Annotated in this window: 19 protein-coding genes; 12 read left to right on the top strand and 7 right to left on the bottom strand. The window is 70.7% G+C overall.

Annotated elements, in window-relative coordinates:
• The first annotated feature begins 1 nt into the window (after position 1).
• The 4 genes from ACLJN9_RS22235 (at position 2) to ACLJN9_RS22250 (ending at position 2,849) form a co-directional block, all read left to right on the top strand.
• The gene (locus tag ACLJN9_RS22235; protein ID WP_410813421.1) at positions 2 to 178 is read left to right on the top strand and encodes a hypothetical protein; all 177 of its coding nucleotides are present in this window, start codon (positions 2 to 4) and stop codon (positions 176 to 178) included.
• Positions 179 to 290: 112 nt separating this feature from the next.
• Positions 291 to 1,109 carry a GNAT family N-acetyltransferase gene (locus tag ACLJN9_RS22240; protein ID WP_410813422.1) on the top strand — a complete coding sequence of 273 codons (819 nt, stop codon included), beginning with the start codon at positions 291 to 293 and terminating at the stop codon, positions 1,107 to 1,109.
• Positions 1,110 to 1,272: 163 nt separating this feature from the next.
• Positions 1,273 to 2,115, top strand: a complete 843-nt coding sequence (locus tag ACLJN9_RS22245) for a carotenoid biosynthesis protein (protein ID WP_410813626.1) — start codon at positions 1,273 to 1,275, stop codon at positions 2,113 to 2,115.
• Entirely contained in the window at positions 2,115 to 2,849 is a 735-nt protein-coding gene (locus tag ACLJN9_RS22250; protein ID WP_410813423.1) for an alpha/beta hydrolase, read from the top strand. The genes ACLJN9_RS22245 and ACLJN9_RS22250 overlap by 1 nt, the downstream gene beginning before the upstream one ends.
• Before the next feature lie 109 nt (positions 2,850 to 2,958).
• Here ACLJN9_RS22250 and ACLJN9_RS22255 read toward each other — a convergent pair whose 3' ends face one another.
• From ACLJN9_RS22255 to ACLJN9_RS22280, 6 genes are all read right to left on the bottom strand, one after another.
• Positions 2,959 to 3,921, bottom strand: coding sequence for an alpha/beta hydrolase (locus ACLJN9_RS22255; RefSeq protein ID WP_410813424.1), 963 nt, complete (start codon positions 3,919 to 3,921; stop codon positions 2,959 to 2,961).
• Between the two features lie 131 nt (positions 3,922 to 4,052).
• Positions 4,053 to 6,827, bottom strand: coding sequence for a helix-turn-helix transcriptional regulator (locus tag ACLJN9_RS22260; RefSeq protein WP_410813425.1), 2,775 nt, complete (start codon positions 6,825 to 6,827; stop codon positions 4,053 to 4,055).
• 293 nt (positions 6,828 to 7,120) lie between these two features.
• Positions 7,121 to 8,407 carry a phosphodiester glycosidase family protein gene (locus ACLJN9_RS22265; protein WP_410813426.1) on the bottom strand — a complete coding sequence of 429 codons (1,287 nt, stop codon included), beginning with the start codon at positions 8,405 to 8,407 and terminating at the stop codon, positions 7,121 to 7,123.
• A 140-nt stretch (positions 8,408 to 8,547) separates the two neighbouring features.
• Complete coding sequence (locus ACLJN9_RS22270) at positions 8,548 to 8,913, bottom strand: DNA polymerase ligase N-terminal domain-containing protein (protein ID WP_410813427.1); 366 nt, start codon at positions 8,911 to 8,913, stop codon at positions 8,548 to 8,550.
• Positions 8,914 to 8,941: 28 nt separating this feature from the next.
• Positions 8,942 to 9,139, bottom strand: coding sequence for a hypothetical protein (locus ACLJN9_RS22275; protein WP_410813428.1), 198 nt, complete (start codon positions 9,137 to 9,139; stop codon positions 8,942 to 8,944).
• A gap of 66 nt (positions 9,140 to 9,205) precedes the next feature.
• Complete coding sequence (locus ACLJN9_RS22280) at positions 9,206 to 11,824, bottom strand: ATP-binding protein (protein ID WP_410813429.1); 2,619 nt, start codon at positions 11,822 to 11,824, stop codon at positions 9,206 to 9,208.
• Positions 11,825 to 12,118: 294 nt separating this feature from the next.
• Between ACLJN9_RS22280 and ACLJN9_RS22285 the strand changes: the two genes are divergently transcribed.
• The 7 genes from ACLJN9_RS22285 to ACLJN9_RS22315 all read left to right on the top strand — a co-directional run bounded on the left by ACLJN9_RS22285 (position 12,119) and on the right by ACLJN9_RS22315 (position 20,217).
• Entirely contained in the window at positions 12,119 to 12,226 is a 108-nt protein-coding gene (locus ACLJN9_RS22285; RefSeq protein WP_410813430.1) for a class III lanthipeptide, read from the top strand.
• A 114-nt stretch (positions 12,227 to 12,340) separates the two neighbouring features.
• On the top strand, positions 12,341 to 15,016 hold the full coding sequence (lanKC, locus tag ACLJN9_RS22290; RefSeq protein ID WP_410813431.1) for a class III lanthionine synthetase LanKC: 2,676 nt from the start codon (positions 12,341 to 12,343) through the stop codon (positions 15,014 to 15,016).
• Positions 15,013 to 16,560 (top strand): ATP-binding cassette domain-containing protein, encoded by a 1,548-nt coding sequence (locus tag ACLJN9_RS22295; RefSeq protein ID WP_410813432.1) that lies wholly within the window; start codon positions 15,013 to 15,015, stop codon positions 16,558 to 16,560. Before lanKC ends, ACLJN9_RS22295 begins: the two co-directional genes overlap by 4 nt.
• Positions 16,561 to 16,687: 127 nt before the next feature.
• Positions 16,688 to 17,554, top strand: coding sequence for an ABC transporter permease (locus ACLJN9_RS22300; RefSeq protein ID WP_410813433.1), 867 nt, complete (start codon positions 16,688 to 16,690; stop codon positions 17,552 to 17,554).
• A gap of 11 nt (positions 17,555 to 17,565) precedes the next feature.
• On the top strand, positions 17,566 to 18,594 hold the full coding sequence (locus ACLJN9_RS22305) for an ABC transporter substrate-binding protein (RefSeq protein ID WP_410813434.1): 1,029 nt from the start codon (positions 17,566 to 17,568) through the stop codon (positions 18,592 to 18,594).
• The gene (locus ACLJN9_RS22310; RefSeq protein ID WP_410813435.1) at positions 18,581 to 19,351 is read left to right on the top strand and encodes an ABC transporter ATP-binding protein; all 771 of its coding nucleotides are present in this window, start codon (positions 18,581 to 18,583) and stop codon (positions 19,349 to 19,351) included. Before ACLJN9_RS22305 ends, ACLJN9_RS22310 begins: the two co-directional genes overlap by 14 nt.
• Positions 19,348 to 20,217, top strand: coding sequence for a TauD/TfdA dioxygenase family protein (locus ACLJN9_RS22315; RefSeq protein WP_410813436.1), 870 nt, complete (start codon positions 19,348 to 19,350; stop codon positions 20,215 to 20,217). Before ACLJN9_RS22310 ends, ACLJN9_RS22315 begins: the two co-directional genes overlap by 4 nt.
• 80 nt (positions 20,218 to 20,297) lie before the next feature.
• On the opposite strand, the gene ACLJN9_RS22320 is transcribed toward ACLJN9_RS22315, so the two are convergent.
• Positions 20,298 to 21,611 carry a hypothetical protein gene (locus ACLJN9_RS22320; RefSeq protein ID WP_410813437.1) on the bottom strand — a complete coding sequence of 438 codons (1,314 nt, stop codon included), beginning with the start codon at positions 21,609 to 21,611 and terminating at the stop codon, positions 20,298 to 20,300.
• A gap of 146 nt (positions 21,612 to 21,757) precedes the next feature.
• Here ACLJN9_RS22320 and ACLJN9_RS22325 point away from each other — a divergent pair, with 146 nt between their 5' ends.
• On the top strand, positions 21,758 to 24,136 hold the full coding sequence (locus ACLJN9_RS22325; protein WP_410813438.1) for a hypothetical protein: 2,379 nt from the start codon (positions 21,758 to 21,760) through the stop codon (positions 24,134 to 24,136).
• Positions 24,137 to 24,138: the final 2 nt, after the last annotated feature.

Below are 24,138 nucleotides of genomic sequence, written 5' to 3' on the forward strand. Positions count from 1 at the left end.
CATGACCATGTGGAGCAAGCTCAAGAACTGGCGGGACAGGCAGGTCCAGCAGCGGCGCCAGAAGGCGTACCTTGATGCGACCGCAGTAGGAGCCACACCGGAAGAGGCGCGCACGGTTGCCGACCGGGCGGCGAGGAGTAGGACGAACGCCGCCGTCACCAGCTCGATAAACAGTTGAAGTCGACGAACATCACGCTGCCCGAACGCCACGGGCCGTGCGTCGTCAACGTGTGACCGATGCCACTGAATCAGGACTGAAAAATCAACCCGACCCCACGTGATACGCAGATATGAGAACTTTGTTGGCCGCAGAGGCCGAAGCTGTCGAAGCCGAGTTCATGTACCAGCTCGAAACCGCAGCGCCCGCCTCCGACCGGCAACTGTTGGGCATCGCGACCGAGCGGCTGGGCGGCGGTGTCGTGCTGGCCGTCCGCAACGATCCGACCTCGTACTGGAGCAAGGCCCTTGGTCTCGGGTTCGCCGAGCCGGTCAGCGGGCAGCTGGTCGACCGGATCCTGAACGTCTGGCGCGCCGAACGGAACCCGATCGGCGCGCTGCAGATCGCCCCCGAGGCACTTCCGGCCAACTGGGAGGAGATCTGCGAAACACGCCGGCTGTCGCCGGGCGGGCGGATCGCGAAGATGGCGGCGCCGATCGACGAACTCAGCCCGGCCGGCAGATCGGATCTGTTGGTCGCACCGGTCGCACCGGAGGACGGCGATCAGTGGGCCCGCGTCCTGCTCGACGCCTTCGGCATGCCGCACGAGGGCCTGGCCGGCATGTTCGCGGCGATGGTCGGCCACCATCAATTCCACCCGTACGGGGTGTGGGACGGCGACACCATCGTCGGAGGCGGAACCCTGTTCGTGCACGGGCAGGTCGGCTCACTCGTCGCCGGTGCGGTACACCAGGCATTCCGCAACCGGGGCGCGCAGACCGCCCTGATCGCGGCCCGGATCGCCCGAGCGCGGGAACTCGGCTGTCGTTGGGTGATGGGAGAGACCGGTCAGCCCGACGAGGGCAAGTCGAACACGTCAATGGACAACATGCTGCGTGTGGGGATGAAGCCGCTCTACGTACGCCGCAACCACGTCTGGCGCGCACCCTGATCCGAGCCGCGTCATCCGAGCCCACCTCTGTGATCTCCCGCACCGAGCGAACTCCACCCGTGGCGGCTCGTACCCCTTGGTTGTGAACGCTCAAGTCCAAGATTCTGAGGCCGGGGGGCGGCGCGAGCTGTCGCGCCGCCCCGCCCGGACAGTCCTCGTAGTGATGTGGTTCGCAGTCGGCGTGGACGCGATGGCGAATCTGGTCCCCTTGCCGCTGGCAGGCTCGGTGGTGACCGTGGTGAGCCTGCTGATGGAGCTGACGTTCGCGCTGTTGCACGGAGCAGTTGGCTACCGGTGGCGGGGGATTCTGGTTCTTCTCATGCTGGCGCTGGTGGTCAGCAACGTCATCGAGGACATCGGCGTGCTGACCGGCGTGCCGTTCGGCCACTATCACTACACCGACGAGCTCGGTGCCAAGGTGTTCGAGGTGCCCGTGCTGATCGGGCCGGCCTATTTCGCTGTCGGTTACATGGCCTGGTCCATTGCGACCACCCTGTTCCGTCCGGTGCACCGGGGCAGCCCCCTCGCCGCGGTCATCGGTACGCCCCTCGTCGCCTCCTTCGTCATGGTGGCCTGGGATCTGGCCCTAGACCCGTCCTCGGCGACCCTGCGTGGACGTTGGGAGTGGGAGGACGGCGGTGGCTACTTCGGGGTGCCGCTCACGAACTTCCTCGGCTGGAGCCTGACCGTCTACGTCTTCTACCAGCTCTTCGCGCTGTACCTGCGCCACCGGGGACCCGAGGCCGACAGTCTCGAACGGTTGCGTGGCGGCTACCGGGCGCTGCCGATCGTCGCCTACGTCGTGGTGGCCGGCGACTACGTCGTCACCTGGCTGACCGGCGGCCACGATGGCGTGCCGGCTCAGGTCGTGGATGCCACCGGACATCTGTGGCGCTCCACGGACGTCTACGAGAGCTCGGCTCTTTCCGCGATCTACGGAATGGGCTTCCTGGCCCTGCTGGCCGCACTCCGGCTGGCCAATGAAGACCGCTCCAGGCGGTCGTGATGTCCAACAGAAGGAGTTCCACCTTGTCCGGCTCTGTCCTTCGTCCCTCGTTCCTGCTCGTCCACGGCGGCTATCACACCGCGTCCTCCTGGTCGCCGGTGCGGGACATCCTCGCCGCCGACGGATGGGAGTCCGAGGCGATCAGCATGCCCAGCGCAGGCAAGCAGCCCACTGCTGGCCTGTACGACGATGCCGAGGCGCTGGCCGCACGGCTGCGGCGGATGGAGGGTCCCGTCGTGGTGGTCGGTCACTCCCACGCCGGCCTGACCATCAGCCAGCTCGGCGACCAACACCCGAACCTCGTCCGCCTGATCTACATCGCGGCCTTCATGCCGGTCGAAGGTGTCTCCGCCGCGACAGCTTTCGGCATTCCTGTGCCCGACGACCCCAGCGGCCTCGCCCCGCGCGAGGCGTACGGCAATCCGCGGGAGACGTTCTACTCGGACCTGTCGGACGTCGACGCGAAGGTGGCCATCGATCAGCTCGTCGACCAGAGCCTGCTGTCGTGTGTGCAGCCGACGACGCGGGCGGCCTGGCGCAGGGTCGGATCGACCTATGTGATCTGCACCGAGGACAAGCAGTTCCCGGTCTCTCTGCAGGAGCGGTATGCGGCGCAGACGACGGATGTCGTGCGGATCCCGACGGGCCACTCGCCGATGCTGTCGCAGCCTGACCAGGTCGCGGACATCCTGACGTCGCGTGCGGGCGAAGCCCGTCCGGAGCTAGGAACGTGAGCCGACTGAGCGGCCGAACGATCCGGGCGACGAGATAGCCCCGATCGAGGATGTCACTGCCGGTCCGGTCGGTCTGCGGCCGGACCGGTCAGTGCCATTGTGGCAAGTGTCAGAGGGCCGAAAGGAACTGGAGCAGCAGCCGGTTGACCTCTTGCGGGCGTTCCTGCTGAATCCAATGTCCACACCCCGCCAGAAAGATGGGCTCGGCGAAGTGGTCGTGCCGACGGGGAAGGGTCTGTACATAGTCGCGGAGTCCGCGGAACCCCAGTACGGAATCGAGGTCCCCGGAGATGAACCGCGCGGGCATCGGCAAGCGGATCCCGTCGAAGGCAGCGGTGAGCTCCCAGTTGCGATCGAGGTTGCGATACCAGTTCAGTGCTCCGGTGAAGCCGTCCTCGAACTGGGCGGCATAGATCTGCAGGTCCTGCTCGGTCAGCCATTGCGGCATCGCCGTACTGCGCTCCGGGTCGACCGCCTCCAGCAGCCCTCCACCCAGGGGGACCAGCATGTTCCGAGGCGCACGGTTCGCCGGATTGTCGCCGCTCAGGCCGTAGAAGGTGCGTCGCAGGCTCGTCATCGGGTCACGGCCGAGCTCTTCGTCCGCGACGCCAGACTCTTCGATGTAGTTCACGTAGAAGCGCCCGTGGTGCACCGCGCGCATGGTGGTCAGCTGTCCACTCTCTCCCCGCAGATAGGGGGGAACACTCAGCCCCACGACCCCCCGGACCAGGTCGGGACGCATGAGGGCGAGGTGCCACGCGACAATGGCGCCCCAGTCGTGGCCGACCACCACGGCATCGTGGGCCTCCAGCTCTCGCAGAAGGCCCGTGATGTCGGCAACCAGGTGCATGATCGAATAAGCCTCGACCGCCGTCGGATGCGAGCTTGTGCCATAGCCACGTTGTTCGGGAGCGACCACCCGATAGCCGGCTTCGACCAACGGGCGGATCTGGTGCCGCCACGAGTGAGCCGACTCCGGAAAACCGTGCAGCAACAGGACGAGAGGCCCGTCTCCTGCCTCCGTTATCGTGAGATTGATACCGTTGGTCGCGACGGACCGACGCTGTGACATGTAACTCCAGTTGTGCTTCGTGGTCGGCGACCCGAGTGGGCAGACCGTTGCCGACCGCGCGACCAGGTGCCTCGAGCCGCAGTGCGACGAGCCGTACGGATTCTTGAAAAGTGTCGTTGATGCCCTGGGAGTCAGCGACGCAACTGACGCCGTGAGGTAATGCCCAGCTTGGCGAAGATCTTACTCAGATGCCACTCCACCGTCCGTGGACTGATGAACAGACGGGTGCCGATCTCTGCGTTCGAGAGCCCCTCACGGGTCAACTTGACGATGTGGGTCTCCTGTGGCGTCAGCGGGCCGGCGTTACCGGGCCGTTGGCGAACGTTGATGTCAAGCCGATGAGCAGCTGTGGCGGCAAACGCCTCCATGCCCATCGCCGTGAACATGTCGTAGGCCGTCCGAAGCTGGCCGCGACCATCGTCGCGTCGATCGAGCTCCCACAACCATTCACCGTAGTACAGGTGGGCGCGTGCCGTCAGCGGTCGAATCTTCGTACGGTTGAGCCGCTCGATCGCCTCGACATACGAGTCCTCCGCTCTCGCGCCGGTGGTGAGCATGGCGCGGCAGCATGCCTCCATCCCGAGCGCCCAGTCGGTGCCGCATGCCTGTGTCGATGTTGACAGCCGCTCCAACGCGTCGGCCCCGACTGCTGGTTGTCCGCTGCGGGCAGCGGCGATGATCAGCTCGACGAGCGGCGCCCCGGTCAGCACCCCGGGTTCCAGGCTCGACTGGATCGTCAGCTGAGCCGCCTTCAGCGCCTCACCGAATCGGCCCACGCTGTTGTAGAGCAGCGCTTGGGCCCAGCCGACGATCGCCGGGGCGAGCCCTTCACCACGGCGGCGGGCGTCGGCGGTGCTGACAGCGGCCAATTCGGTGGTCCGCGTCTCGTCACCCTGCCACGCGGCGAGCAACAGAGCCATGTAGCCCGGCACCGGAATCCCGGTTCCGTCCGCGACGTCGTCGAGTTCCATGATCAACACGGATGCCTCGGACAGGTCGCCGGCGAACAGGTGCATGAGGATGCGTGTCGTCAGCGCCAGGGGTAGGCCGGCCAGCGCCCCGCTCTCGCGTGCCAGCCGGACATAGTTGCCGGTGAGCGCGTCTGCCGCATCGTCCTCGCAGAGGTCTGTCGCGATCGAGCTGGCGAACCACATCCACCGGAGGCTCTCCTCGTTCGCCAGTTCTGGGTTCTGGAACGCCTTGAGCGCCTCTCTCATCTTCGGCACGGCAGCCGCGAAGCCTGCGGTGTATCGCACCGCCAGACCGTCCAGGAGGAGGTCCGACGGCCGCGCTGGCGGTGTGGCGACCGGCGCGGCCACGGCCGCCCGGGCCACATCGCCAAGGGTGCCGCTGCTGCCGGAATCTGACGCGTACCAGGCCGCCCGCAACGCGTCGAGATAGGTGCTGCGGGCGAGACCGACGTCCAGCGGCTCGAGCCGCGAAGCCGCTCGAAGGAACAGGTCCGCCGTTTCGCGGCCCCGCTCGACCGTGAAGGCGATGTCGGCCCGCAGGAGATCCGCGCGTGCCCGGTCGAGCTCGGACGAGTGGTCGGCCTCGGCCAGGGCGAGCAGGCGCAGCGCGGCGTCCGGGGCGCCACCCACATGGCGGGCCTGCGCCGCGGCCAACAGCCGCGACGCTCGCCGTGTCGGATCCGGGGTCAGTTCCGCAGCTCGTTCCAGGAACGCTCCGGCCGCCGCGAACCCGCCGCGGGTCTGCGCCCGAGCCGCGGATGTCTGCAACTCGGTTGCGACGTCCTCGTCGGGTCCTGCGGCTGCCTGTGCCCGGTGCCAGGCTCGCCGGTCCGGATCCAGGCCCGTCACCATGGTGTCGGCGAGCGCGGCATGAGCCTGACGCCTCTCCGCTGCGCTGGCGGCCCGGTAGACCGCCGAGCGCAGCAGGGGATGCCGAAACCGGACCCCGAACCCGAAATCCACGAATTCGGCGGCGGCCCACGAAGCACTGAGATGGCTGTCGACCGGCACGCCCATCCGAGTGAGAGCGCCCCACACCAGCACGGGATCCCCGAGCGGTTCGACCGCGGCGACCAGCAGCAACATTCGGACGTTCGGAGCAAGCGCGGCAATCTGTCGCCGGAAGCTCTCCTCGATGCGGCGGGGCAGAGCGCTGCGGCTGGGGAAGCCGAAGCCACCGCCCAGCTCAGCGGCAGTGAAGCCGCGAGGCAGCTCGGTGAGCGCCAGGGGATTGCCGTGGCATTCGGCGATGATGCGGTCGAGCACCCTCTCGTCGACTCGCCCGAGAAACGTCGAAGCGAGCAAGGCCCGCGAATGCTCGTCGGACAGGCCGGTAACGATCATGGCCGGCAAGCCCCTCAGCTCCGGGATGTCGTCGGTGTCGACGTCGCCGCGCACGGCAAAGATCATGATCAGCGACTCGGTTCTCAGCCTCCTGGCCACGAAGCCGAGGACCTGGGCCGACGCCTTGTCCAGCCACTGGACGTCGTCGACGACGCACACGACCGGCTGTTCGTCGGCGAAGCCAGCAAGCAGGCCAAGCACTCCCAAACCAACCATGAAGAGGTCCGGTGCCTCGCCAGCGCTCAGACCAAATGCGGTGCTCAGCGCGCGGCCCTGCTGAGCCGGGAGCCTGTCAAGGCGGTCAAGAGCCGGCGCGCAGATCTGGTGCAGGCCGGCGAAGGCAAGTTCGCTTTCGGCCTCCACCCCGGCGGCCTGGACGATCCGGCAATCCCCGGCCTGCGCCAGGGCGTAATCCAGCAGCGCGGTCTTGCCGATTCCCGCCTCGCCACGAAGTACGAGTGCCCCGCTGACCCCGACACGCCCACCAGCGAGGAGCTCGTCGAGCGCCTCGCGTTCGACGCTCCTGCCCAACAGTACGGCGCGCCGTCTTCGCCTGCTCATGGCCGGATCATGGCCGTCCTGGGGAAACATCGTCATAAACCCTAGTCGGGGATGCAGCCGCCGAGCAGGCGCGGTGGCCAACCCCACCACCACCATGTCCCGCAATCAGTCGACAGAGCAGCGCGCCGATCGATCACCTCGGCCTTGCGCTCATGGAGGAAACCCGTCAGTGAACGCACCGTGGGTTCCGGCGGCTGAGCTCGACGACGTTCACACCCGCGACACACCGGAGAAGCTGGCAGCCGTGGTGGGCAGGAGTGCGACCGGCCCGGGCTGGCAGGACCCGGGCCGGTCGTCGCGGCATCAGGAATCAGCGGTAGGAATCAGCGGACGGTGAACCGGCTGTCCACGAAGACGAGCGCGTCGCCGACGGCCCGCTCGGTGCCGCCGCTCGGCCGGTTGACCAGCGTCCCCTCGACCGACATGGTGGTCGACCCGCCACCGTCGAGATTGATCGCGTCGTGCAGGCCGAGCGAGGCGGCGACGGCGGCGGTCTCGTCCAGCGTGGTGCCGACGCTGGTCGTCATGCGGCCGTCGATCGTCGCGAGCACGATCTTGCCGTCGACGGTCGTGCCCGCGATGGTGCGCGGGTTGCGTGCGAAGAAGCTGTCCGAACCGGCCGGCACCACGATCTGCCCGCCGGCCAGGAGCCGGTAGCGGCCGGTCACCCCGAACATTCCCGCACTCAGCGGAAGCTTCCTACCCGATTCGTCCAGCACGGTGGTGGTCTGCTTGACGCATCCCTTCGCCACGGCGAGCAGCGCCACGCTGTCGCGACCCGTCGCCTGAAGCGACGTCTGGTCCGCGGTCAGCGTCGTACCCCGGGTCGTCGCGGTCCGCACGGCGCAGCCCTGTCCGTCGAGAACCACCTCGACCCCCGCCCCGGACGGTGTGGTTTCGGCGAACTCCGGAGTGAACCGGACCACGTCACCGGCGAGGGTGCACTGCGTCTGCTGGACGAGGTCGGCGCAGCCGGCCGGAACCACCGGAGGATGGTTGATGAACTCCAGCGGCAGGGTGACCTTCGTCCGCTTGTTCTGGACGCTCCCGGTCCAACCAAGGTGACCCATCAGGACCCTGTTGCTCTTGGCGTCCACCACCAGGTTGGCCTCGGCCGCCTCGCCGGTGGGTTCACTGAGCAACTTCCCGCCGAACACGCCCAGACCCACCGGGTCACCGGGGTACTGGGCGCTGCCGGTGAACGTGAAGAAGGAAGCGTTGACCCCGGCCAGAGCGCCGGCGGAGCGGACGAGGTCAGTGGTTTTCTCCACCTTGGCCAGGTCCGGGCCGTACGTCGCCGCCAGATGTCCACGACTCGTCGTCGGATCGATCGTCAGGACGTTGACCACCCACGGCCCGCGGGTGGTGGTGGTGATCTGGTCGATCGGCGCCGGGTCGGTGCCGCGGACGATCCTGGTCAGCGTGACGCCGCGGGTGAGGGTCTGGCTGCTTCGGCTCTCCACGAGGTCGGCATCGCCCAGAGGCAGGGTCGCGTTGTCGGCTGCGGCCTGTGCCGCGGGTGCGACGCCGAATCCGAGCACGGCCGTCACGACGGCTGCGACGGCCCCGGCCCGCCGGAGTCGGGGAACGAGCGGAGTGTGGATGGTCATGATCAGATCATCTGTGGCGGGATGAACCGTTCGGCCGCTCAAGCCTGAAACGCGAGCAAACTGTGGGTTACAGGACGCGCCGCTCGGGCGTTCCGCCCGCCCCAGCCAGGAGACCCGGGTGGACGTGCCTCGGGAGACCGTCATCCCCCCTCCTCCGCAGGCTGCTCTTTTGTGAGGTGGAGCAGCCACCTCTCACCGGTACGAATGAGCGCGTACCGCCGGTGGCCGGTGCGACCGTGCAACGTGAACAGCATCCGGCGTTCGGTGCGGTCGTGCTCCTCCCACGTGCCGATGTCGGCGATCGACTTGTCGGCGTCCTCGTAGGTGAGGTGATCGAGGTGGTGGTCGGGCACGGCGATCGCGAGCCGGTTGTCGCCTGGACTGTCCGGAAGGCCACGAGGCACCGCCCAGGAGCGCAGCACGCCGTCCTCCTCGAGCCGCAGGTCGAAGTGCGGCCGTGGTCTGCGATGGTCGTGCAGGACGAAGGCGGGTGCCACTCTTACCATTGTCTGCGCCCTCCGGCCCTCCCGCCGGTCAACGCGTGGGCGGCTGGGCTCTGAGGCCGGGGCCGACCGGTGCGAAGTGCGGCCGACGACCGGCGCCAAGGTCGACGGCATTCCGCTCACGGGCCACGACGAGGATCTCCCAGTCGGCCAGCCACGCCCTGGTGGGCCGGTCGTCCGCCAGCAGGGCGCCGCCCAGCCCGCCCACCTGCTCCACCATGGCCGTCACCGCGGCGTTCTGATCCCGGAGATCGAACGCACCCGAGCGTTCCACGGGCGTGTGCCGCAGCCGCCGTCACCGTGGGGCGTTTCGCGCGGCAGCCGCAGCCGGTCGGCGTTCCTTGTCGTCGATGCCGGCGAGCAGGGCGCGGATCTGGCCGATGTCCGGTGTGCCCAGCTCGGTGTAGAGGGTTAGGGCTTGCTGGTAGTGCTGCCGCGCCAGGGCCGGCTCGGCGAGGGTCTCGTGGGCGCGCCCGATCCCGGTGTGGGCGCGGGCCTGCTGCTCGAGTTCGCCGATGTCCACCGCGATGGTGTGGGCCGCGGCGTGCTGAGTCACGGCGCCCGCGGGGTCGCCGGCGGTGTGGAAGGCCTCGCCGAGACCGTTGAGCGCGCTCGCTTCGCCACACCGTTCGCCGGTCGCGCGGAAGATCGCGAGGGCTTGCCGATGGTGCCGGTCCGGCCGGCCGAGGCGATTCTCCACTGTCCCGAGGGTGTCGAGCGTCCACCCCTCGCCGACGCGGTTGCCGAGCTGCCGGTAGAGCGCCAGGGCCCGCCGGAGGTGGTCGGCGGCCGGTCCGTACCGGCCCCTGCGCAGCTCGGCCTCGCCGAGACCGGTGAGTGTCCAGGCTTCGCTGGTGGGGTTGCCGAGCTGCCTGAACAGGGTCAGGGCCTGGTGGAGATGGTCGGTGGCAGGTCCGTGCCGGCCCAGTCGGGACTCGACCCCGCCGAGGTTGTTCAGCGAGTGGGCCTCACCCGCCTGGTGGCCGGCCTGTCGGAACATCGCCAGGGCCTGCGCGCAGTGCTGGGCGGCCAGTCGGGTTCGGCCCAGCCTTTCCGTGACGACGCCGAGGTTGATCAGGGCGCGGGCCTCGCCGACCTGGTCACCAGCCTGCCGGAAGAGGTGCAGGGCCTCTTGGAGGTCCTCGGCGGCCGGCCCGTACCGGGACAGCTGCGTGTGGGTAGCACCGAGACCGGCCAACGCGTGCGCCTGTCCGTTGGGGTCGCCCAGGTCGCGGGCGGCGTCACGGGCGTGCCCGTGGACGGTCAGGGCGTCGGTGGGGTACCCGCCGTCGAGGTATCGGAAGAGGACGCCGGACAGCCGGACGGCGTGGGTGGCCCAGCCGTTGCCGGCGGTGTGGGCGGCGACGGTGACCAGGGTGGGGCGTTCGGTGTCCAGCCAGACACGGGCACCATCGGGTTCACTCAGGTCCGGGGCGGGGCCTCCGGGTCGGGGGACGGCCGGCCGCCGCTCGGCCTCGGCCGGGTACAGGGTGTCCATGGCGGCGGCCGCGGTGGCCAGGTAGAAGTCGAACAGGCGGGTCAGGGCGGCGCGGCGTCCGGGTGGGGGGTCCTCGTCGGCGGCCCGGCCGGCGGCGTGGGCACGCACCAGGTCGTGCAGGGTGTAGCGGCCGGGGGCGGCCGGTTGTAGCAGATGGTCGCGGCGCAGGTCGCGGAGGTGGGCCCGAGTGGTCGACAGGTCGCTGCCGGCCAGGGCCGCTGCGGCGTGCGTGTCGAGTTCCTGGCCCGGGTGCAGGGCCATCAGCCGCAGCAGCCGCTGCCGCTCGGCGGGCAGGTGCTGATAGGACAGGTCGAGTGCGAGCTGGACGCCGGTGTCCAGGCGCCGCTGGCGGTGGCGATCGTCGAGCCGGTCGGCGTGGTCGGTCAGCGTCCAGCCCGGGGTACCGCGGATGTGCCCGGCCACCAGGCCCAGCGCCAGCGGCAGGTGACCGCAGCGCCGGGCGATCCGGGCCAGCGCGTGCGGGTCGTCGCCGGCGGGTGTCCGTGGTGCCGCCCGGGCCAGGAACTCCACGGCCTCGCCGGGGGCGAACACGCCCATCGTCAGCTCGGTCCCGGGACGCAGGGCCCTGAGGTCGCGCCGGCTGGTGACCAGCACCGGGCAGCCGGCCGTACCGGTCAGCAGCGGCCGGACCTGCTCGACGCCGGCGGCGTTGTCCAGCACCACCAGTGTGCGGCTCCCGGCGAGCCTGCGGCGGTAGACGGCGGTGCGGGCGGCCAGATCGAACGGGATCTGCTGAAACGGTACGCCCAGCAGGCGCAGAAAGCCGTCCAGCACTGCGGCCGGGTCGGCGGCCGGCTGGGTCGGGTCGGGGTGGAACCCGCGGAGATTCACGAACAGGACCCGGTCGAAGCGCTGCTCACGGGTGACGAGGTGCGCGGCATGCACGGCGACGTGGGTCTTGCCGGCCCCGGCCATGCCCGCCACCACACAGAGCGGCGTCGGGCCGCCTCCGGCGGTGCGCAGCGCGCACAGGAGCAGGTCCACCTCTGCGGCCCGTCCGGCGAAGATCGCCGGCTCCGGCGGCAACCGGTCCTGGACCTGGACCTGCGACGCTGCCCGGGCCTCACCGGTGATCATCCGCAGCGCCTGCCGCCACCGGGTCACGTACCCCTCGTCCGGGTGCAGTGCCCGCACCACCGCGATCACGAGGTCGGTGTTGAGCCGTCGCCGGCCGGTCCGGAAGCAGTCCGCGACGGTGGTCTTGCGCGTCAGCTCCCCGGCGGGCCGGCCCGCCGCCGTCCAGGCCGCGTTGACCCGGCTCTTGATCGCGTCGTAGGACGGGTCGCCGGCCCAGACCTTCAGCAACCGCAGCTCCTCGACAAGCTCGTCGAGCGTGCCGACCCGTCCCGGGTCCGGCGGTACGACGAACGCGCGCTCTGGCGGCGGCACAGACATGGGTCGGCCCTCCAGGCGGGTGTCCGTGGTCCCTGCGGCTCCCATCTGACCACGCGGCGCCGGCGACTCCCCCTGATCTGTCCGCAATTCCCCACGCAGCGACGGGCATCAGCGTCGATGCGTTCGGGATCGTCCGGGATTCCGTGACGGCCCCCGCCACTGGCGAACGATCGATGGCAGACCGGCAGCAGGTCTGGCCCGGACCCGCCTTTCGCCAGACCGCCGCCGGACCGGAGGGAGCTGCCCGCGTCCGCGGGTGGCTCCGGTGGACGGCCCAGGAGGAGGTGACACCACATGAGCGTTCTCAACCTGCAGACCCTGCAGCCGCTCGCCACGGATCGCGGCACCCGCGGCAGCAGCTGCTCGAGCAGCCAGAACCAGTGCTGCTGGTGGCAGCAGTAACCCGGTGACCGTGTGGGGGGCGGCGCCTCCGCCCTCCACACGGCGCTCGGGCACCCACGTACAAGCGGCCCCCGCCGCGCGGCAAACTCCCGGCTCAGGACGAGGTGATGGACTGTGCGTGACGATCGATGGGTCAACCGCTTCTTCTTCGCGTGGAACGACACGTTGTTCTACGACCCGCTCGAGGTGTACTACCGGCCGTACTCGGAGAACTTCCTCGCCTCGCTGGACGAGGACCTACGGTCGCGGTTCGTCCGCATGGGCATCTGGTGGAACTACCGGAACAACCCGGCGCTGCCGGCGCAGGGGTGGAAGATCCATGTCTCCGCGACCTACCGCAACGCGCACGACGTCGCCGCCGTGGTCCTGGACTATCTGATCGCACGCGGCATCGACTTCAAGATCGCGCTCGACCGGAACATCTTCGAGATGCTCAACTCCAAGGGCATCGCACGGGCCAGCGGCGGCAAGTTCATCACCGTCTACCCACCAGACGACGACACCTTCCGGGCCTGCCTGGCGGACCTGGCGCGACTGCTCGGCGACGCCGAAGGCACCTATGTGCTCTCCGACCTGCGCTACCGCGACAGCAGGGCGCTCTACTTCCGGTACGGCCAGTTCCTCGACACCCACACGGTCGACGTCATGGGCAGGAAGGTGCCGTACGTCGTCGGACCGGACGGACCGATCTCCGACGAGCGTCGTACGGCGTTCGTCCAGCCGTGGTGGCTGCCCTGGCCGTTCGTCGACTGGAAGCCGGACCCCGAACCCGGGCAGATCGAGCCGTTGGGAGGGCGGTTCCGGGTCACCGAAGCCATCCAGTTCTCCAACACCGGCGGGGTGTACCTGGCCGAGGACACCACGGACGACGATCGTGTCGTGGTGGTGAAGGAGGCCCGCCCGCACACCAATCCCAATCCACGCCAGGGCCACGACGCCGTCGACATCCTCGCCCGCGAATGGCAGTTCCTGCAGCGACTGGAGGGCACCGGCCGCTTCCCGGTCCCCATCGCCACGTTTGGCCACTGGGAGCATCACTTCATCGCCGAGGAGCGCGTCGCCGGGGTCGACATCCGAGATGTCCTGTTCGCGCACAACCCGTTGGTGCAGCCACGGTTCACGCCCGAGCAGTCGCGGCACTTCCTGCGGGTCTTCCTCGCGGTCTTCCGCGGGCTGGCACGGGCGATCGAGGCGGCGCACGGGCGGCAGGTGATCCTGGGCGACCTGAACGCCACGAACCTGCTCATCGACCCCGACACCTTCGAGGTGACCGTGATCGACCTGGAGTCCTGCCGGCTGGCCGGCTCCAGCGCTGTCGACCGGCACCTGCAGGGGCTGGTCGAGCTGCACACGGCCGGGTTCAGCCACTCCCGGCGCGACGTCGAGGATTCCACCCGCGAAGGGGACCTCTACAGCCTGGCGGCCGTCATGGCGTACCTGATCTTCCCGATTGCCGCGATGTCGTACCTCCGCGACGACGTCTTCGACCTCTACCGGCTCTATGTCGAGCGGCTGGGATGGCCGGCCCAGATCCACGAGCTGATCACGGGCCTGGCGCAGGCGAGGATCTCCCTCGCCGAGGTGCTCGACGCCCTGCAGGACGAGACGGCACTGGTCGACCGGGTCGCCGTCCCACCCCGCCCGGCGGTCGTCGAGCAGCAGCTCGGCTTCCCCGACACGCTGGCGCGGGTGGCCGCGTTCATCACGGCTGTCGGTGACCCGCAACGGGCGACGCTGTTCCCGGTGGACCCGTTCGCCCACATCACCAACCCGCTGAGTCTCGGGTTCGGGGCGAGCGGCGTCCTGTGGGCGCTCGCCGCCTCGGGGGTTCCGGTCCGGCCTGAGTGGCTGCGGTGGCTGCACGACCGGATCGCCCGCATCGACGTCGCCGAGTACCCGGCCGGGCTGATGAGCGGGCTCGCAGGCATCGCCTGGGCGGCCGGCGGCCTCGGGCTCCGCGCCGAGGCGCGGGAACTGCTCGCGCAGGCCAACGAGCGGGCGGGCGAGCTCGACTACACGTTCTACTACGGTCTCGCCGGGCTCGGCATGACGAACCTGCACTTCTACCTTCGTAGCCACGACGAGGGCGACCTCGCCGCGGCCCGGCGGTGCGCACGGACGCTGTGCGACACCGTACGGCGCGACGGCCGGCTGGCCTACTGGTTGAACGACTTCGCCGTCGACGGGCCGATGACGGGACTCGGCTTCGGCCAGGCTGGCGTGGCGATGTTCCTGCTGCGGATGCACCAGATCACCGCGGACGAGTCCTACCTGCGGCTCGGGCGGGACGCGCTCGCCTGGGAGATGGCCAATACTGAGCTGTGGGACGGCGACTCGGTCATCTTCGAGCACGACGGGACCCTGCTGCCGTACGTCGAGGTCGGCTCCGCGGGTGTCGCGCAGGTCCTGCTGCGCTACGGCGATGCCGACGCCGCGCGGACCGTCCTGCGCGGGCTCGCGATCGACTACACGGCGATGCCGGGCTACGCGTTCGGTATGAGCGGGATCGCCGACGCGATGCTGGACGCTGCCACGATCCTGGGCGAGCCCGCATTCCGCGACACCGCGCTGCGGCAGCTCGACTATGTGCGCACGATGTTCCTGTTCGAGCCGCCGGAGCGGTTCGCGGTGCCGCACGACGGCGGGATCGCGCCGTTGGCAGTGCCGGGTGAGGGTTTGCTGCGCTGCAGTTGCGACTACATCACCGGCTCCGCCGGCGTGCTGCGGGTGCTGCACCGCCTGACCACCGGCGGCACGGCGGACTTCCTCCTCGACGAGGTGCGCCGGTGAAGGAGCTGTGGCGCACACTGCACGGGCATCGACGCCAGCTCACGGCGATTGTCGCCCTCGAGGCGGTCGTCAGCGGCGTCGAGGCCGCAGTGCACCCGCTGCTCCTCAAGGGGCTCTTCGATCATGCGATCCTGGCCGGCGACGTCGCGGTGTTCCTCGTCCTCGGCTCCGGCTATCTGGCGCTGGGTCTCGCCACGAATCTCGGGTCCTACGGAATCTCCGTGCGACGCAAGCGGTACGAGAACGCGTTCGTGCTGTCCCTGGAGGCGGAACTGCTCGACCGGGCGCTCGACCAGGACGGCCGGAGGATCTCCGCGGCGGGCAACGCCTCGTTCGTGAGCCGCATCCACAACGACGTCGCCGAGGGCATCCTGCCGGCCATCGACGTCGCCGTCCGCGTCGCCAAACAGGCGACGGCCTCGGTCGTCTTCGCCGGCGTGCTGCTGTACCTGTCCTGGCAGGCCAGCATCGTGCTGCTCCTCGTCGTACCGCCGCTGGTGCTCGTCAGCAACCGCCTCGCCCGGCGGGTCGAGGCGAACACCGAGCCGGAGCGTGAGGCGGAGGCGCGGTACGTCAACACACTGGCCCGGACACTGGCCTCGTTCCGCGCGGTTCGCGGCCTGCCGCTGCTGCGGCCCGGTGCCCGAGCGGTCAGCGCGGACGCTCTGCGGGGCTTCCTGGACATCACGCTCGTGAACGCCCGGCTGCGGCTGCGACAGCGCACGCTCAGCGACCTCGCCATGAACCTGTCCGACACCGCGTCCCTGGTCGTCGGGGCGTTCTTCGTGTTCGCCGGCCGGATGTCCTTCGGCAGCTTCCTCGCCTTCGTGAACTCCCTGTGGCGAGCCGTCACGGGCATCATCGGTGTCATCAACCTGATCCCGCAGATGCGCCGTAGCTCCGCCGTGCTCCGGCGGATCCGGGTCCTGCGCGATACGCGGGCGATGCCGCACCACGAACGGGGGCCGATGGTGGCGCTGCGGGGCGTGCGGGTCGCTTTCGGTCCCGGCGCCACCGTCTCGATCGACGACTTCGCACTGCACGTGGGTGAGCACGTGCTGCTCCGCGGCCCCAACGGCTGCGGGAAGACGACGCTGCTGCACGTCGTCGCCGGAACACTCGCGCCGGACGCCGGGACGGTCACGGTGCCGCCCAGGGTCGCCTGCCTGACCGCACCGGTGGAGCTGCCGCCGTTGCCGGTGCGCGCGCTGGTCGGCGACGAGCGGCTGCGCGAGACGATGGGGCTGCACGGCCTGGCCGGGCAACTGCCGGCGGACCTGTCGTCCGGCCAGCGGCAGCGGGTGGGCGTCGCCGCGCTGCTCTGCGAGGACGCCGACGTCTATCTCGTCGACGAGCCGTTCGCAAACCTGGACCTGGACGGCAGGGATCTGGTGCTGCGCGTCCTGCAGTCGCGCACCTTCGGTCGCGGCCTGCTCGTCGTGCACCACGGCGACGAGGACCTCGACGTCCGGTTCGATCGAGTGGCGTCCCTGTCGGGGACCGTCAGGCCCGCGGTGCTGCCCACGTCGGCGGCAACCGCCTGAGCGACTGCCGGGTAACCCGTTGAGGGCTGACGATTGCGGCGAGACCCCAGCAGCGCGACCCCGCTTCGCTTTCCCATCCTTCGATCCCCCCCTTGTCTATTTCCTAGTTACGCGATAGGAAAAGTAGGTGACTACCACGGTCCCCGCGCCACCTGCCGCGGAAACCTCGATCGGCGCGTCAGCGGTCACCCCTGACGCACTGACGCCCCCCGGCGGACGCCGCCGCCGCGTCCTGCTCCGGCTACTCGTCCTCGTCGTGCTCTACGCGCTGTGGGAGATCGCCGCCCGAGCCACCAGCAACCCGACCTTCATCCCCTCACCCGGTGCGGTGTGGCACCAGCTGATCCAGACCTCGACCACCCACGGGGGCATCCGTGGTTACAGCGGACACCTGCTCATCGAGCACCTCGGGGTCAGCCTGCGCCGCATCCTGATCGGATCCGTGATCGGTGTCGCCGGCGGGGTGCTCCTCGGCGTCGTGATGGGAACGGTCGGCTGGCTCCGGGTGGTCGTCGAACCGGTCGTCACCTTCATCCGGGCGCTCCCACCGCTGGCCTACTTCAGCCTCTTCATCATCTGGTTCGGCATCGACGAGACACCCAAGCTCTGGCTGCTCTCCATCGCCGCGCTGCCCCCGGTCGCGGTCGCCACCGCGGCAGCGGTCTACTCCGCACCGACCGGTCTGGTGGAGGCCGCGCGGGCGCTGGGCGCCAGTCGCGCCCGGGTGATCCGCGACGTGGTGCTGCCCAACGCACTACCGGAAATCTTCACCGGGATACGCATCGCGGTCGGCGTCGCGTACTCCTCGGTGGTCGCCGCGGAGACGATCAACGGCGTACCCGGCATCGGCGGCATGATCCGCGACGCCCAGCGTTACTCACAGACCGACGTGGTCGTCCTCGGCCTCTTCGCCATCGGCCTGTCCGGCCTGCTCATCGACGCCCTGCTGCGGACCGCCGAGAACCGGCTGATCCCGTGGCGGGGCCAGGTATAGGAGAACATCACATGCGCAAGATCTTTGGCCTGCTGGCCGCCGCCGCCCTCCTGCTGCCCACCGCCTGCGGGGACGGTGCCGCCAGCGGCGGCGGCGATCCGGACCGCAAGAGCATCCGAATCGCCTACCAGGCATTCCCGAGTGGAGACCTCGTCGTCAAGAACCAGGGTCTGCTGGAGAAGGCCCTGCCCGGCTACCAGATCACCTGGACCAAGTTCGACTCCGGAGCCAGTATCAACACCGCGTTCGTCGCCGGAAGCGTCGACATCGCCGCGATCGGGTCCAGTCCGGTCGCTCGCGGACTCTCCGCCCCGTTGAACATCCCGTACCAGGTCGCCTTCGTGCTCGACGTCGCCGGCGACAACGAGGCACTGGTCGCCCGCAACGGCTCCGGGGTTACCGACGTGAAGGGTCTGCGCGGCAAGAAGGTGGCGACCCCGTTCGCCTCCACCGCCCACTACAGCCTGCTGGCCGCGCTGGACCGGGCCGGTGTCAAGGAGTCCGACGTCACCATCGTCGACCTGGAACCGCAGGACATCCTGGCCGCCTGGACCCGCGGCGACCTGGACGCCGCCTACTCCTGGCTGCCGTCGCTCGACAACCTCCGGAAGACCGGCACCGTGCTGCTCACCAGTCGCGAGCTGGCCACCGCCGGCAAGCCCACCCTGGACCTCGGTGTCGTCGCCACCGATTTCGTCAAGGCACACCCGGCGGCCGTGGACGCCTGGCGTAAAGCTCAGTCCCAGGCACTGAATCTGATCCACGACGACCCGGCCGCAGCCGCGAAATCGGTCGGTGTCGAGCTCAACCTCAGCCCGGAGGAAGCGCAGCGGCAGCTCTCGCAGGGTGTCTTCCTCAAGCCCGCGGACCTGGCCGGCCCCGAATGGCTAGGCACCTCGGCAGCCAAGGGCAAACTCGCCGACAACCTCGTCAGCGCGGCACAGTTCCTCAAGGACCAGCAGAAGATCGACGCCGTGCCGGACCTGGCGACCGTGCAGGCCGCCATCTACACCGAGGGGCTACCGGATGTCCTCGGCTGAGTCCGGCGCGGCGGCCGCGATCGCCGTCACCGGCGTCGAGCACGCGTACGGCGACGTCGTCGCCCTCGGTCCGATCGACCTGACCGTACCGACGGGTGAGTTCCTCGTCCTGGTCGGCGCCTCCGGCTGCGGCAAGAGCACCCTGCTGCGGCTGATCGCCGGCTTCGAGCGGCCCACCACCGGCACGGTCCTGACCGCTGGTGGGCCGCCGGTCCCGGGGCGCGGCGCCGGCCTGGTCTTCCAGCAGCCCCGCCTCTTCCCGTGGAGGACCGTCGGCGGCAACATCGAGTTGGCCCTGCGCTACGCCGGGCAGCCCGCCGACGGTATCGATCAGCTACTCGCCCGGGTCGGCCTACCCGATGTGGCCAAGCGCCGCACCTGGCAGATCTCCGGCGGCCAGCAGCAGCGGGTCGCCATCGCCCGAGCCCTCGCCGCCGACCGCCCACTGCTGCTGCTCGACGAGCCGTTCGCCGCGCTCGACGCGCTCACCCGGGAGCGCCTCCAGGAGGACCTGCGCGCAGTCAGTACCGCGACCGGCCGGACCTCGGTGTTCGTCACGCACAGCGTGGACGAGGCCGTCTTCCTGGGCACCCGGGTCGTGGTACTCAGCCCGCACCCCGGCCGGATCGTCCTGGACCTGCCCATCGACCTGCCCCGCACCGGCGTCACGCCGGACGACCTACGGGGCCTGCCCGAGTACGCCGCGCTGCGAGCCGAGATCGGGCACGCCGTCCGCAACGAAGGAGCACCCGCATGACCACCGTGCTCGTGCAACTCGACCTCGAACCGCTGGGGCCACACTTCGGCGCCCTGGTGCACGGACTGAACCTGGCCACCGCCACCGACGACGAGATCGTCGCCCTCCGCGCCGCCCTGGTCGACCGCAAGGTGCTCTTCCTGCGCGACCAGCGCCTCGACGACGACGCCCAGGTGCGCCTCGGTCGCCGGATCGGCGAACTGACCGCCTCGCACCCGGTCGTCGGCGGCGTCGACAAAGCCCACCCAGAGGTGTACGCCCTGGACAGCACCGACAACGGCTTCGCCGACGTGTGGCACACCGACGTCACCTTCATGAAGCGGCCGCCACTCGGCTCGATCCTGCGCCCGGTCACCCTCCCACCGACCGGTGGAGACACCAACTGGGCCGACGCACAACTGGCCTACGACTCGCTCAGCGAGCCCGTACGACGACTCGTCGACCACCTCACCGCCGTCCACGACGGCACTCGCGAGTTCGGCTACTACCTGGCCCAACGCGGCGGCAACGTGTGGGAGGGCCAGCCGGTGTCCCGGCTCGACCCCGTCGAGCACCCGGTGGTCCGGGTACACCCCGAGACCGGCCGCAGGGGAATCTTCGTGAACCCGGGCTTCACCTCGCACATCGTCGGGGTCTCCGACGTCGAGAGCCGGGCCATCCTGGACCTGCTCTACGCCCACCTCACCAAGCCGGAGCACATCGTGCGACACCGCTGGCGCCCCGGCGACGTGGCACTCTGGGACAACCGCAGCACGGCCCACTACGCCAACCGCGACTACGGATCCGATCGGCGGGTCATGCATCGCATCACCCTGCGCGGAGACGTCCCCCGCGGACCGCAGGACCAACCTCGCTCCGACGCCTAGTTGTTGATCTTCATCGGCGGGTCGACCGCGACGCAGACGTCGTGCTGCCGGCGCACGAGGCCGTACTCCCCAGCTGTTCGTCACCAGCGGCAGCGACGCCAGCACGGGCCGCCGCCGCCCGGGCCGCCCGGGCCAAATGGGCCGCGGGGGCCGACGCCGGTGTTCGGCGGCGTGGACGCGGATGTCGGGACCGACGTGGTCACGGGTGCCTTGGCCGTCGTGGCCGGCGGTGGGGCCGGCTTGGTGGCGCCTCGGGTGGTTGCCGGCACGCCCTTCGCCGGGACCGAAGGCCGCACGGACGGCGACGCGGGGACCGACGACGGCGAGGGTGACGGCGCGGACGGCGGGGCCAGTCGGGTGTCGAGCTGGTAGTAGGCGGTGTACGCGGCGGCGGTCTCCAGGTAGACCCGCGTCATCACGTCCGGTACGCCGCCGGCCCGCCGTACCGTGTCGACACCCGCGTGCCAGGCCGCCGCGGCCAGCAGGTAGGGGTCGCCCGGGAGCGCGGTGAGCTCGCGGACCAGGCGGCACAGCGCGCTACCCAGCACCGGCACCGCCTGCCGCGGATCCCACACCGAGGCACCCTTCGGGGCGTTCTCCTGCCACAGGTCGTCGGAGAAGCCCGCGATGCCCAGCTGGCCGGACGTGCCCCGCTGCTCCGCGTTGAAGCCGGACAGCGCCATCAGCTGCCCGGCGATCGCCGCCGGGCTCACCTCGGGACAGCGGCTCCCCGCCGCGACCACCGCGCCGACCAGCTCGTCGGGGAGCGGCACCGCCTCCGGCACCGATGCGGCCGCCGTGAACCGGGCCGACCCGGCGGACGCGAACTGTGGCAGCTTCTCGTAGTAGGCCGCGTACTTACCTGCCTGGCCCACGTAGTCGCTGGCCTTGCGGGGCACCCGGCCGGCCTCAGGCACCTTGGCCACACCCGACAGGAACGCCGCCAGCGCCAGCCGCCAGCCGTCGCCGTCGACACCGCTCGCGCGGACCTGGCCGACGAGGTTGCACATCAGGTGCGCCAGCGCGAGCACACTCGCCCCGGTGTCATCACGTCGCGCGCCGGGCCACGGCGCCCACCGCCGCCACTGCTCGTCGGTGAGCCCGGCGATACCTCTGCCACCCGAGAGGGTCCGCGCCGCCGCCGGGTCCAGTGCGGACTCGACCATGAGCTGACCGGCGAGCCGGCCGGAGGTCAGGGCGGGACAGGCATGACCCGCCCGGTACACCGCGGTGAGCTGCTCACCGGAGAGCGCCCGACCGACCACCGTGTCCTTGTCGGCGTAGGCGAAGCCCCATCCGAGGCCGACCACCAGCACCAGCGCGATCACCGCCGCCAGGCCGGCACGCATGCCGCGGTCGGTTCCGGTGATCGTCCGTAACCCGAAGCTCCGCACCGTGTTCCACCCTTTCCCGGTAGCAGCCACGTCTTATCAACGTGGACGGGAGCGCGCTCGTTCACTTCGACGGACATCGACGGACAGCATTTTGCCCGCCGTCTCCGGCCGTGAACCGGGCGGGGTGCCGGTTCCGTTCAGTGAACGTGACGACGATCGGGCTGAGGAGCCGCCGACGAGGCGCCGCACTGCACAGTGAGTGGCACGGCGCGACGGCCGTCATCTCGCATCCCCTGGACCAGCCGCTGGACCTGTGGCGGCTGCTGCGGGCCGAGGCACCGCCCGACGTCCTGGTCGTGCCGTCGGACCGCGCGCTGCGCGAGCCGGGCTGCGCCGCGCTGCTGCGCGCGGTGGTGCGGGACGCCGCGGGTGTCGGCGGGACCCGCCGGGTGTGGGTGGCGGCCGACCGGGTGGGTCGACCCGACGAGGCGTACGCCCCGTGGTTGACCGACCTCGCGGCACGTACCGGGGTGGAACTGCTCGCCCCGGACGGGCCGGTCGTCGCGCTGCCGGGCGGAACCTGGTACGCGGCGGGCGGCACCGGCGCCTGGGGCTGGCGCTCGTTCCGTGGCGACGGCGGCTGTCCGGTCAGCGCGAACCGCTGCCCCACTCCGGCCTGGGAGCCGGCCATCCCCGACCGGCCGGCGACGCTCGGGCGGCTGGTCGCGGATCCGGTGCCGGCCGGCATGCTGCTGCGGGCGGCCACCTCGGAGCCGGCCGCCGTCGGCGACCCGGCGTACCGCGTTCCGGTCGACCCGCGCGGGCCGGTCCTCGTGCTGCGCCACGCCGGCCAGCCGCCGGTCGCACCGGCGGACGTGACGGCGCTCTTCGCCGGTCTGCCGGCGCACTTTGCGGTACGGGTGGAGACGGCGCTGCTGGATCCGTCGGACGCCGTGCCGGAACCGGCGTGGTTCGACGCGCTGGCCGCCCTGCTCGGCCACGACCGGCTGGCCGAGCCGACACCGGTCGAGCCGGCCTGGGAGACGGTGCCGGTGATCAGGGACGGTTGGCACCGCGCCGGGGACCGGCTCTTCCGGCATCGGACGGTGCCGGGGCTGCTCGCCGAGGTGGTGCCGTCGGGGGTTCTGCTGCGCCGCCACGGTGGGTACGGGTCGGCGGACCTGGCGTTCGTCGACCCGATGGCGGGGCACCTCGTGGTGGGGCCGGAGACCTCCCCGGCGATGCTGGCGGCGGTGCGACAGGCGGGCGGGTCGCCCGAACGCCCGCTCCCGGACGACCTGCCCGACGACCTGCCGGCCGCGTCGACGGTGGCCGAGCCGCCGCAGGTCGCACGTCCCGCCTGGGCGCGTGCGGAGGCGGTCACGCTGGCCCTCCCGCTGTCGCCGCGGCGCCCGGCGCAGCCGGTCCCGGTGGCACAGCCGGTCCCGGTGGCACAGCCGGTCCCGGTGGCCCAGCCGGTCCCGGTGGCACAGCCGGTCCCGGTGGCAGAATCCGTGCCGGCGCCGCTCCTCACCGGGCTGGACCCGGTACCGCCCGTTCCGGAGGCGCCGGAGACCGCTTCCGGCTCGCCGGCGACCGGCCCGCTCCCGCCCACTCGCGCTCCGGCCATCGCCGCCCGGTCCCCGCTGGACGAGCCCGCGCCATCGCTGCGCCTGGCGGGGATCGGGCCGATCCCGACCATGCGCACCATCTCCGGCCCGGACGTCGCCGAGGCACCCCCTGCCGACCAGGGCCCGCGCTGGATCACGGCGTCCACCGTGCCGGTGCCCGACCGGGCGAGCACGCTGGAGGAGCAGACTGCGCTGGCCGCGGCCCTGGGGACCGCCTTCCACGACTCGATCACCACGGTGAACGCCGCCCTTGCCGCCTGGCCCGCGCTACGCCAGGAGATCGCGGCGGCGGAGAAGTCCGACCTGGTCGCCGTCCGGGCGTTCCTCGGCCACCGCGGCACGTCGGCCGCCGAGGTCAACGCCGAGGTACGTGCGGGTAGGGTGCCCGCCACTCCCGGCTATCTGCCCTGCCTGGTCTCCGGGCTGCGTCGGCTGCCGCCGTGCCGCCGCGCGGTGGTCGGGCAGGGCCGACTCGGCGTACCGGCACGGCGGCTCTACCCGGAGGGTACGACGCTCGTCGAACCGGCGTTCCGCAGCGTCAGTGCCCGCACCGACGTGGCCACCGAGGACGCGGACGTGGACTTCGTGGTGTGGTCCCGCACGGCCCGGCAGCTCGGGGTGCTCGCCGAACACAGCGAGCTGGACGAGGCGGTGTTCCTCGCCGGTTCCCGGTTCAAGGTGCTGGCCATCCGTGACGACCCGAGCGCCGACCGGACCGCCCTGCCCGCCACCGCGGTCCTGTTGCGGGAGTTGCTGCCCGGCGACACCGGGAGCGGTCGCGGTCTCGACGACAGCGACCGGGCGGCGCTGCGCCGGCTGGATCGAGCGTTGGACCGGCGGCGGTCGACAGCTCCCCGAATGGTCACCGACGTCCGCACCGCCGGGCGGCTCTCCGGCCCACCGTTGGGCTTCGTCGAGCGGACGCTGACCGCGAACGCCTCCTCGACCTCGTGAAA

Origin of the sequence: Micromonospora sp. 067-2 (assembly GCF_046549295.1) — a bacterium.
Taxonomy (GTDB): domain Bacteria; phylum Actinomycetota; class Actinomycetes; order Mycobacteriales; family Micromonosporaceae; genus Micromonospora.